The sequence below is a fragment of the Vibrio sp. NH-UV-68 genome (assembly GCF_042940635.1).
GTDB classification, from domain to species: domain Bacteria; phylum Pseudomonadota; class Gammaproteobacteria; order Enterobacterales; family Vibrionaceae; genus Vibrio; species Vibrio pacinii.
This window is the reverse complement of record NZ_CP134976.1, coordinates 867,841-879,101: the sequence shown is the minus strand read 5'-3', so window position 1 is coordinate 879,101 and position 11,261 is coordinate 867,841. Positions and strand designations below refer to the sequence as shown.

10 protein-coding genes are annotated in these 11,261 nt (G+C 46.9%); 3 read left to right on the top strand and 7 right to left on the bottom strand.

Annotated elements, in window-relative coordinates; genetic code table 11:
* Position 1: 1 nt before the first annotated feature.
* On the bottom strand, positions 2-1,132 hold the full coding sequence (locus tag ViNHUV68_RS18315) for an exonuclease SbcCD subunit D (protein WP_038176436.1): 1,131 nt from the start codon (positions 1,130-1,132) through the stop codon (positions 2-4).
* Between the two features lie 184 nt (positions 1,133-1,316).
* Complete coding sequence (locus ViNHUV68_RS18310) at positions 1,317-2,402, bottom strand: beta-ketoacyl-ACP synthase 3 (protein WP_391090528.1); 1,086 nt, start codon at positions 2,400-2,402, stop codon at positions 1,317-1,319.
* A gap of 111 nt (positions 2,403-2,513) precedes the next feature.
* On the opposite strand from ViNHUV68_RS18310, the gene trxC reads away from it, so the two are divergent.
* From trxC to ViNHUV68_RS18295, 3 genes are all read left to right on the top strand, one after another.
* Positions 2,514-2,948 (top strand): thioredoxin TrxC, encoded by a 435-nt coding sequence (gene trxC / locus ViNHUV68_RS18305; RefSeq protein WP_391090526.1) that lies wholly within the window; start codon positions 2,514-2,516, stop codon positions 2,946-2,948.
* A gap of 198 nt (positions 2,949-3,146) precedes the next feature.
* Positions 3,147-4,307, top strand: coding sequence for an MFS transporter (locus tag ViNHUV68_RS18300; RefSeq protein WP_391090524.1), 1,161 nt, complete (start codon positions 3,147-3,149; stop codon positions 4,305-4,307).
* A gap of 217 nt (positions 4,308-4,524) precedes the next feature.
* Positions 4,525-4,962 (top strand): DUF4174 domain-containing protein, encoded by a 438-nt coding sequence (locus ViNHUV68_RS18295; RefSeq protein WP_391090522.1) that lies wholly within the window; start codon positions 4,525-4,527, stop codon positions 4,960-4,962.
* Positions 4,963-5,013: 51 nt separating this feature from the next.
* Here the strand turns inward: ViNHUV68_RS18295 and nirD are convergent, their stop codons facing one another.
* The 5 genes from nirD to ViNHUV68_RS18270 all read right to left on the bottom strand — a co-directional run bounded on the left by nirD (position 5,014) and on the right by ViNHUV68_RS18270 (position 11,114).
* Positions 5,014-5,343, bottom strand: a complete 330-nt coding sequence (gene nirD, locus ViNHUV68_RS18290) for a nitrite reductase small subunit NirD (RefSeq protein ID WP_038176428.1) — start codon at positions 5,341-5,343, stop codon at positions 5,014-5,016.
* Entirely contained in the window at positions 5,343-7,826 is a 2,484-nt protein-coding gene (gene nirB, locus ViNHUV68_RS18285) for a nitrite reductase large subunit NirB (protein ID WP_391090520.1), read from the bottom strand. The genes nirD and nirB overlap by 1 nt, the downstream gene beginning before the upstream one ends.
* 10 nt (positions 7,827-7,836) lie before the next feature.
* Positions 7,837-8,691 (bottom strand): nitrate ABC transporter ATP-binding protein, encoded by an 855-nt coding sequence (locus tag ViNHUV68_RS18280; RefSeq protein ID WP_391090518.1) that lies wholly within the window; start codon positions 8,689-8,691, stop codon positions 7,837-7,839.
* A gap of 12 nt (positions 8,692-8,703) precedes the next feature.
* Positions 8,704-9,672 carry an ABC transporter permease subunit gene (locus tag ViNHUV68_RS18275; protein WP_391090516.1) on the bottom strand — a complete coding sequence of 323 codons (969 nt, stop codon included), beginning with the start codon at positions 9,670-9,672 and terminating at the stop codon, positions 8,704-8,706.
* 68 nt (positions 9,673-9,740) lie between these two features.
* Positions 9,741-11,114, bottom strand: a complete 1,374-nt coding sequence (locus tag ViNHUV68_RS18270) for a CmpA/NrtA family ABC transporter substrate-binding protein (protein ID WP_038176422.1) — start codon at positions 11,112-11,114, stop codon at positions 9,741-9,743.
* Positions 11,115-11,261 lie beyond the last annotated feature (147 nt).

Here is an 11,261-nt window from a genome sequence, read left to right as displayed (position 1 = left end):
CTTATTGCTGATTTAGCTGTTTGATGATGTCGAGAATGGCTTGTTCTTGCTCATCACTCAGCGGTGTATCTTGCGCTTCAAGGAAAAAGTCACGGAACATATCAACTTCACTACGAGCCAGTTTAGCCGCCGCCATTTGTTGCTCAACGCCAATCAACATGCCCGGTTTTTCTAGATGTAATACATTGGGGTAGCTGACCCGAAGCTTTTCCATTGGGTTTAAAATCGCGTGCTTATCAAGTAACCGCACTAACAGATAATCGTGGTTATTTGGGTCCGTTTTGCCTTGTTCAACAATCGATTCCAGTTCCGCTTCGATAATACGCATTTGATGGGGCGCGACCAAATCAATGTGGGTCGCATTTAAAAAACCCTCTTTACCAAACTCAACTAGTGTCATGCCCTTTTTCTGATGTTGCTCAGAGAAGCTGTATTTCATCAGCGAACCAGAATAACGGATATAATCTGCGCCTTTTTTCTGCGGTTGATGAAGATGCCCGAGCGCGACGTAATCGAACGGGATGAAATGCTCATGACTGACGCGATCTGAGCCGCCGATAGACAACGGACGTTCTGACTCCGATTCAATCGCTCCGTCAACAAAGCAGTGACTGATCAACACGTTGCGCTGTCCAGGTTTAAATTGCTGTTGAATTTGCTGCGAAAGGTATTGATGCGCTTGATCGTGCGTCGAGACTGACTGTTTAAAATGATGGCGAACTAACTCAGGATCGTTATAAGGCATGCCATAAAAGGCAACTGGACCGAGATCCGACTCAATCACCACTGGCTGCAACATCTGCTCAAAATTACTGATAATATGCAGCCCTGCGGTTTTCATACGTCCCGAACCAAAGCCAAGACGCTGCGCACCATCGTGATTACCAGGAATAAGAATGATAGGCACGCCAAGCTCACCACAGACACGATCAACAAAATCATTCATCACTTCAATCGCAGCTGTTGGCGGAACGGAGCGATCATACAGGTCGCCTGCAATTACCATCGCATCCACTCGGTTAGCCTTGAGGTAATCAATGATCTGCTCAAGCACCACTTTTTGGTCTTCTAGCAGAGAGACGTTATGAAATTGACGGCCTAAGTGCCAATCAGAGGTATGAAGAAACTTCATGCAAACCCTTTATCATTCTTATGCTTTGCCCGATATAATACTGACTTCTCAACGATTTTTCTGTAGCGAATTGAGTAATGCAGAATATAGTGACTGTTTTTGCTCGCGTGAGCGCACATCGTGTTCGAGAAATAAAAAACCGCGCCTGACGCGCGGTTTGATCACTTTGCTTTATAGTAGAAGATTATTGCCCTTTGCGCTGGCAGTATTCAATCGCTTCACTAAGCAATTCCAGAGCAGATTTATCACACTCAGGTAACTTAGCTTCACTGTAGCCTAGTGGGGTCACGCGCTCGCCCCACTTAATGTGCCCGGCTCCCCATGTAAGACCCGCACCAAAGGCTGCCAACAATAAGTTATCGCCAGGTTTAACAAAACCTTGCTCAAGCGATTCACACAGCGCAATCGGCACGGTTGCTGCCGACGTGTTGCCGTAGTTATGGATGTTAACAAAGGCTTTATCTTGGCTAATACCAGCTAGGTCGCATAAGGTTTGAATAATGCGGATGTTCGCTTGATGGGGAATCACCACATCAACGTCATCAGTAGACAACTCGCTGCGCGTTAACACGCTATGTGCCGCAGCGCCCATCCCTTTCACGGCGCGCTTAAAGATCTCTTTGCCGACAAAGTTAAAGTCCCAGTAGCCGTTCTCTGCTGCAAAACGATCCATTGAGGTGCCAAATTTCGGCACTGATAAAATATCTCGCCCTTTTGAATCACAGCCCAATTGTGCTTGTTGCAGTCCAACTTGTTGTTCTGTGCGGGTCAAAACCACGGCGCCAGCACCATCACCAAATAAAACGGCCGTATCACGCATCGTCCAGTCAATAAAAAACGACAATCGCTCCGCGCCAACAACAACCGCATTTTGATAGTTACCTGCCTGCATCAAGCGCGTGGCAGTTTCCAAACCATAAACAAAACCAGTACAAGCAGCGTTTAAATCAAAAGCTGCTGCCGCTTTGATGCCAAGATTTTGCGATACTTTAGACGCAATATTAGGGATTAAAGAGTCCGGTGAGCAGGTGGCGATGATAATAAGATCAATTTCATCGGCCGTTTTACCCGCACACGCCAAAGCATGCTTGACCGCGACGGTTGCCATATCTGAAGTATCAACATGGCTGATTCGACGGTTTTCAATCCCAGTTCGGGTTCGAATCCACTCATCCGATGTATCAAGAAAAGTACTTAAGTCCTCGTTGGAGAGCTTGGTTGGCGGTAGGCATTTCCCCCAACCGACAATTTCTGCATAGAAATTTTTCATTCTGAGCCTATGAATTCATTATTTGTTATTTGTATCACTCGTTCGATTCAGAGTATAACTAGCTATGGCATTTACTGTCACCTAATTGAAAAGAACAACGAGAGAAATATCATGTCTACCTTTAATACACGCTGCCCATCTTGCTCGGGTATCAATCGTATTCCAACAGAGCGCATCAATGAAACGCCAAATTGTGGCAAGTGCCAATCTCCGCTTCTCGACGGTGCGCCTATCGAAGGAACCGAACTTAACTTTAACGCGATTTTGGCTAGTGACGTTCCGGTCGTGGTCGATTTTTGGGCTCCTTGGTGTAATCCTTGTGTCGGCTTTGCACCGATTTTTTCCGACGTCGCTGCCGAGCGCTCAGGAATGGTTCGATTTGTGAAGATTGATACCGAAAATCAGCAAAACCTTGCAGCACAGCATCAAATTCGTAGCATTCCAACCATTATGGTGTTTAAAAATGGCAAAAGAGTCGACTCCATTAACGGCGCCCTTCCTAAGAGTCAATTTGATCAATGGCTTAACCAGGCACTAACCAAATAAGCTTATCTATAAAATTACAATTAAAGTGGTCAAAATTGCATAATTTGGCCACTTTTTTTATCTATTATGCACTGCTCATAACGATAAATATTATTTATCGTTATGAGCAAAATCTTTCGCTTTACCTTCAATTGCTTTAACCACATAGTCGCGCCGATTTTTAGTTATTTCTTATTCTATTTGACTGAGGCAAAGACATTGGAAAACACGGTTGCTACGACTTCAAAAGCTCGCATTTCTGTACCAGTTATTGCGCTTGCTCTATATGCAGTCGCATCGGGTTACCTTATGAGCTTGATTCCCCTCATGCTGCCAACGTATGGCCTGGACTTTTCTCTCGCCAGTTGGCTTGCTAGCGTATTTTACGCCGGTCTGCTGATCGGTGCGGTAATGATCGAGCCTTTAGTCAGTAAAGTGGGCCATCGTAACGCCTTTGTTTGGTGTTTAGTCGCGTTTATCGCCACTATCATCGCCCTGCCTTTGCTGCCTTACTCAGCAACTTGGATTGTTGCGCGATTTGTCGCAGGCATGGCAGTGGCTGGCGTGTTTGTCATCGTTGAATCATGGCTGCTCCACGGCGATGAAAGTGCACGCGCTAAACGTCTTGGGCTCTACATGGGCTCACTCTACGGCGGTAGTGCGTTAGGTCAATTAGGCATTGGCGTCATTGGCGTGTCAGGTGGTGTGCCATTTATTGCTATTATTACTTTATTAATTATGGCCGTGGTCGTACTGCTATTTGGAGAGTGTGAACAACCACAAAGCGAACACAGTACACCGCTTTCACTCAAGCAAATTAGCAAGCTCAATCACGCGGCTATTATTGGTTGTATTGTTTCAGGGCTCACGCTGGGCGCAATTTACGGTTTAATGCCTATCGAGCTACAAAAGCGCGGCATCAGTCATAGTGACATTGGTAGCCTGATGGCCGTGGTCATTCTTGGTGGCATGGCTGTGCAACCGATTGTGCCATGGTTGTCGAAGTTCTTTGGACGTACGCTACTGATGGCGATGTTCTGTCTGCTCGGCGTGGCGGCGATCAGTTTCACCTCGATGGTGAGTGGCGTTGACGCGTTAGGTATCTCACTGTTCTTGCTTGGTATGGCGACATTTGCGCTTTATCCTATCGCAATCAACTTAGCTTGTGACAAACTGGACGCGAGTTTTATCGTCTCGGCGACACAAGTCATGCTATTTAGCTACAGTATTGGCTCTGTAGCGGGCCCGGTTGCTGCTGACTGGTTTATGCTCGGGAATCAAGGGCTTATGGGTTACTTGTTTGCAGCCTTGCTGGCAACATGTATCTATATGCTGATTGCGAGTGTCAAAACCAAACAACAAACAGTAGCTGGCGAATAACCAACCAGTAGCTGGCGAATAACCAACAAGGGATGCAAAATTGCATCCCTTTTTTGTTTACTGCGACGATTTGAACTTGGTATGCAGCGCGCCACGTTGTGTGCAAGGTCTGCATAGAAATTCTTGATTGAGTGATTAGAAACTGAGCTTAACACCTACACTTAACGTAAAAGAAAGAATAGAACGTTTTTTGACCGTTAGTCAAGGAGTCAGGGTTATGCGACTACTCTTGCTGATCGCAGCAACAACACTGTTTAGCTCAACAAGTTGGGGCTTTCCTAGCTACTCATCGCAGTGGGCGCATCGAAGTGTGATCTATTTTGCGCCAACCAACGATGAGCACGTTAAACAGTTTTTGCTTGAGACGCTGATCAATAAGTGTCAATTACAAGACCGAGATTTGATTGCACTCGTCGTCACTGAAGATGGTTTTACCCAACCTAAGTGGGTCAAATATGAGTTCAACCTCAATGAACTGTTTGCCGTTTACAATATTGAGCCGGGTTCGCACACTGCTGTGCTGATAGGTAAAGACGGGCATGAAAAATTGCGCTGGGGAAGCGCAACAGATTGGGAACAAGTCAAACGTGTGATTGATCGCATGCCAATGAGAAAACGCGAGATGGCCACCAAAGCCAGTCCATGTTCTGCTTAGTCGCGGTTACAACAATAAAGTGAGCCAACTTGGCCCACTTTCTGTTTTAGGTTAGTGAATTAACACAACGTCTTGACCGACTAGTTGTACTGGCCAGGTTTTGAGTACGATGTCGGGATCTTCAATGCACTGACCGCTTTGCAAACTGAAGTGCTGCTTATAGAGCGGGGACGCGACGCACAACTCACCATGAACGTCACCAACAATACCACGACATAATACGTAAGCTTTACCAATGGGATCCCAGTTTTGAATCGCGAAAACACCTAAATTCGCCAGATAAAAGAGGGCAACTTGTTCTCCGTCTATTAATGCGGCGCGCCCTTCAAAAGGCGTTAACTGCTGTAACTGACATATCGTTACTCGTTCTAGTACTTCCATTAGCCTACCTCCTTAACCGGGATACGTTGTTGACGAACACGTTGATAAGGCAATGCAGTACTGCCCTGATCGGTGTTGACAAAGGGTTTAAATTTGACCAATTTCTCCGGATCCTCTAACGTGCTTTTCCATTCACATTGATAGGTATCAACCACATGTTGCATCTGCGCTTGTAATGATTGCGCCAGACCCAGTGAATCATCAATGACGACTTGTTTTAGGTAGTCAAGCCCACCGTCAAGATTTTCTAACCACACAGACGTGCGCTGCAAGCGATCAGCAGTGCGTACATAGAACATCAGCACACGATCAATCAGCTCAACCAGCTCTGGTTTCGATAAATCGGAGGCAATCAGGTCGGCATGCCTTGGTCGCATTCCACCATTGCCACAAACATAAAGGTTCCAACCATTTTCTGTCGCAATCACCCCGATGTCTTTGCTTTGAGCTTCGGCACACTCACGCGTACAACCTGAAACCGCAAACTTTAGCTTGTGCGGCGCACGTAGTCCTTTGTAGCGATTTTCTAGCTCAATCGCTAACCCAACCGAGTCATCAACACCATAGCGACACCACGTTGAGCCAACACATGATTTCACCGTTCTTAATGATTTACCGTAGGCGTGACCCGTCTCGAATCCGGCATCAATTAATGACTGCCATATTTGCGGTAACTGCTCAACCTGAGCCCCAAACAGATCCACGCGCTGCCCGCCGGTAATTTTGGTATACAAGTCATACTGCTTCGCCACTTCACCTAACGCGATCAGTTTATTTGGAGTGATCTCGCCTCCTGCAACGCGCGGAACCACGGAATAAGAACCATCTTTTTGTAAATTGGCCATAAAGGCGTCATTGGAATCTTGCAACGAGCTGTGTTGTGGTTCCATGATGTGTTCATTCCACAATGACGCAAACACCGACGCTGCCGTGGGTTTACACAAATCGCAACCGTGACCTTTACCGTGTTGGCTAAGTAGGGCTTCGAAATCTTTGATCTTCTCGACCTGACACAGATGAAATAATTCTTGGCGTGAAAGCTCAAAGTGTTCACAAATATGATTATTGACTTCAACGCCCATCGCGCTCAGTTCAGTATCGAGTACCGTCTTCACCATGTTGCTACAGCCACCACAACCTGTGCCTGCTTTGGTTTGTTGTTTGAGGGTCGCTAAGTCATGCACTCCTGCCTGAATCGCGGTGACTAAGTCCCCTTTAGTGACATTGTGACATGAACAAATGATCGCAGTATCCGCCACTTCGCCTTGTAACATCGAAGTATCGAACAGCAGATTTGCTGCGTGATCAGGCAGTGAGGTTTGATTGAGATAGCACTGAAGCAACGCGTCATAATCGCTATTATCACCGACCAAAATTGCACCCAATAGCTGAGTTCCTGTCTCATCGACCACCAGCTTCTTGTAGATGCCTTTGACGGAATCTTGTAGCACCATTTCCTGAGCACCGTCGGTAACAGAATGTGCGTCGCCAATCGAAGCAACATCTACGCCCAAGAGCTTTAATTTGGTACTCATGTCCGCACCAGTAAAGCCTTTACTCTCACCGGTTAATAGACCATCAGCGGTGACGCGTGCCATCGTGTAACCAGGAGCAACCAGTCCAAAGATCTTCTCCTGCCAAAGGGCACATTCACCGATCGCATAAATATCTTTGTCGCTGGTTTGGCAATGGTTATCGATAACGATGCCCCCTCGCTCGCCAACGAGCAATTCTGCTTGGCGCGCTAATGCATCTTGCGGTCGAATACCCGCCGAGAAAATAATCACGTCGACTTCTAACGCCGGTGAGTCTTTAAATACGATTCGGTGACGCGCCGTCTCGCCATCGCAGATTCTCTCGGTGGCGGTTGAGGTGTGCACCGAAAGCCCTAAATCCTCGATTTGTTCTTTGAGCACTTGGCCTGCTGCCTCGTCCAATTGAACAGGCATCAGACGTGGTGCAAACTCAATCACATGCGTCTTCAAACCAAGCAATTTAAGTGCGTTAGCCGCCTCAAGACCAAGTAATCCGCCACCAATTACCGCCCCACTTTTGGCCCCCTGACTGGCGGTTTTAATTTCGGATAAATCATCGAGGGTTCGGTAGACATAGATGTTATCGCGTTGTTTACCCTCAATCGGCGGAACAAAAGGAAATGAGCCCGTCGCTAGTACCAATTTGTCATATCCGATGACGCTATCTTCATCGAGGATTAAATGCTTATTGGCTCGATCAATTTTCGTGACTTGACTGCCCAGGAGCAATTCTATGCCATGGCGCGAATACCACTCTTCACTACTCAGCATTAAATCTTGGTGGCTTTTTCCTGCGAACAGTGAAGATAGCTGAACTCGGTCATAAGCAATAAAGCGCTCTTCCCCGACAACAGTGATCTTTTTTTCTAAGTGGGCACCACGCTCAACGAGCTGAGCGACGAGGTGATGACCAACCATCCCATTGCCGACGATTACAATATGTTGCATAGTTCTCTCCTTAGGCTAACTTGGCAGACTCATCGGTTGCGGATTGGTGACTCACAACAGGTGCCACCGACTTCGACTGTTTTTCATACAAAAAACGCAATACCGATTGTCGATACTTCTGATAGCGTGAATCTTCCGCAAGCGCGATACGATCACGTGGCCTTGGCAGATCGACCGATAATACTTCGCCGATGGTTGCCGCAGGGCCATTGGTCATCATCACTATTTTGTCTGAAAGCAGCACCGCTTCGTCTACATCATGAGTAATCATGATCACGGTATTATTTAGCTCTGCCTGTATTTTCATTAAAGAATCTTGCAGGTGTGCGCGCGTTAACGCATCAAGTGCACCAAACGGTTCATCCATCAATAACACTTTCGGCTTGAGTGCTAACGCCCGTGCAATCCCTACACGCTGCTTCATTCCTCCTGAAATTTCATCGGGCTTTTTGTCCGCCGCATGAGACATCTGAATCAAGTCGAGGTAGTGATCCACTTGGTGTTGAATCCAACCTTTCATTTCCTGCTGACCGGCGTGCTTGGCCGCAATCTGTTTCACCGCCAGCTCAACGTTTTGATACACGGTTAACCAAGGTAGTAATGAGTGATTTTGAAATACAACCGCTCGCTCGGGGCCCGGACCGCTAACCTCTCGCCCATCGACGATGACACCGCCATCGGTCGGTAAATTGAGCCCGGCGACTAAATTAAGCACTGTCGACTTCCCACAACCAGAGTGACCAATTAACGAAATGAACTCGCCTTTATTGATCGCTAAGTTGACATTTTTTAGTGCGATAAATTCGCCATTATTGGTTGGAAAGCGCATCCCTAATTGGGTAAGGTCGAGTAATGGTTTAGACATAGAGAACTCCTTTTAGCGCAATGCCTGCTGTTTATTCCAAGAAAGCCATTTTTGCAGCTGCAACATACCGCGATCGAGCAACAGACCAATCAGACCAATCGTGATAACTGCCACCATAATCCGCCCCAATGATGCCGAACTGCCGTTTTGAAATTCATCCCAAACAAACTTTCCAAGACCTGGGTTTTGCGCCAGCATTTCTGCCGCAATCAACACCATCCAAGCGATACCAAGTGACAACCGCAAACCGGTGAAAATCATCGGTACTGCAGAAGGCAGCAAAATAATCCTAATGTGGCGCCACCAAGAGAGTTGCAGCACCTTACTCACATTGATGAGGTCTTTGTCGACACTGGTCACCCCGACAGCGGTATTAATAAGAGTTGGCCACAAGCTACATAGGGCAACCGTTAACAGTGAGTTAATAAACGACTTGGCAAACATCGGATCATCGCTGACATAAGTTGCGCTAACGACCATGGTGACAATCGGTAGCCAAGCCAGTGGGGACACGGGCTTAAGCAGTTGAATAATTGGATTAAATGCTTGATATGCAGCTTGATTTAACCCCAAAATGATGCCCAACGGAATCGCAATGATAGTGGCGAGTACAAAGCCACTTGCCACTGTGACTAAGCTGGTCACAATCTGGTCGAAAAAGGTCGGTTTGCCCGTATAGGGGCGTAGCTTTACTTGCGCATCTGGATCTTTGGCAAGCTTTGCCGCATTACGTTTTTCTTGACGCTCAATGAACGCCACCCCTTTGGCTCGCTCATCCCAGTGCTCCACAACCAGATTGCTAAATTGTTGATAGGTTTGTGCCGGTCCAGGCAGTGTTCCCAGTGACGTTTCTACTTGACGAGCACTAAAGTGCCACATCATTAGGAACACCAAGATTCCGATCAATGGCAATAATATCGCTTTACTTTTACTCGCCATTGCCTCGCGTGTAGGTATTAGAGAGATAACATTACTCGACATAACGACTCCTCATACATCCTTGTTTGTGATAATTCAGTGAGGGACAAAACGTCCCTCTAACCAAGTGGTTAAACCTTATCTTTACCCTTGAGACCAATCGCGAACTTTTTCAAATAAGCGTTGGGCGTGCGTCCGTCATAAACAATATTGTCGATAAAGTGAGTTTGCGGAGCGCGAAAACCGTCTTGCTGCGAAAAGTCAGGAAAGTCTTTACCGCTCAGCACACCATCTTCAACCAAAGCTTGAGCCGCTTGCTGATAGATATCTGGTCGGTAAACTTGTTTGGCGATGTTCATGTACCAATCATCCGGTTTTTCTTCGGCGATTTGGCCCCAACGACGCATTTGAGTGAGATACCAGATCGCATCGCTGTAGTATGGGAACGTCGCGTTGTAGCGAAAGAAAACGTTAAAGTCTGGCACTTCGCGAACGTCGCCTTTTTCATATTCAAACGTGCCTGTCATTGAGTTGGCAATCACTTCATAATCCGCACCAACGTACTCACTTTTAGCCAGTAGTTTGACTGCTTCAGCGCGATTAGCGTTGTTGTTTTCATCCAACCAGTACGCAGCGCGGATCAGCGCTTTAACAACGCGAATATGTGTGTTGGGGTACTTTTCAGCCCAGCTTTTCGACACGCCAAACACTTTCTCAGGATTGTTTTTCCAGATTTCGTAATCTGTCACCACTGGGGTGCCAATGCCTTTAAACACCGCTTGCTGATTCCATGGTTCACCAACGCAATAGCCCTCAATCGTTCCCGCTTCCATCGTCGCAGGCATCTGTGGTGGTGGCGTTACACTAAGCAGTACATCGGCATTAAGTTGACCACTATTATCGCCAGCTTGTGGGGCATAGTAACCAGGGTGTATGCCACCTGCGGCTAACCAATAACGCAGCTCGTAGTTATGGGTAGAAACCGGAAAAACCATCCCCATTTTGAAAGGCTTACCTTGATCTAAGTAACCTTCAACGACGGGTTTAAGCGCATCCGCTTTAATCGGGTGAACGGGTTTGCCATCGGCTTGCTTGGCGATATGAGGTTTCATTTGTTGCCACGTCTTATTTGATACGGTAATCGCGTTGCCGTTCAAATCCATACTAAAAGCAGTAATCACCTCAGCTTGGGTGCCGATACCTATCGTCGCACCTAACGGTTGGCCCGATAACATATGTGCACCATCCAACTCACCATCAATCACTCTATCAAGCAAAACTTTCCAATTGGCCTGAGATTCTAAGGTGACGTATAAACCTTCATCTTCAAAAAAGCCTTTCTCGTAGGCGATCGCTAGCGGCGCCATATCGGTCAGCTTAATGAAACCAAACGTTAAGTCTTCGATCTCAGGCTCACCGACTTGCGCCCATGACAACGGGCCATACAAGCTCGAGGTCAATGTTAAGGCCAATGCCGATTGTTTTATCAGTGACGTCCATTTCATAACTTTTCTCCAAATAAAAAAGCGCTACGTCTCCTAAGAGTCGTAGCGCCATTGCTTCCTTTGATTACCGCCGTTGATAATGCCAGGTAGGGTTTTGAACAAATTGTGTTTATTGCTGAAGAGACTGTTCCAAGTAACGTGCCAAGT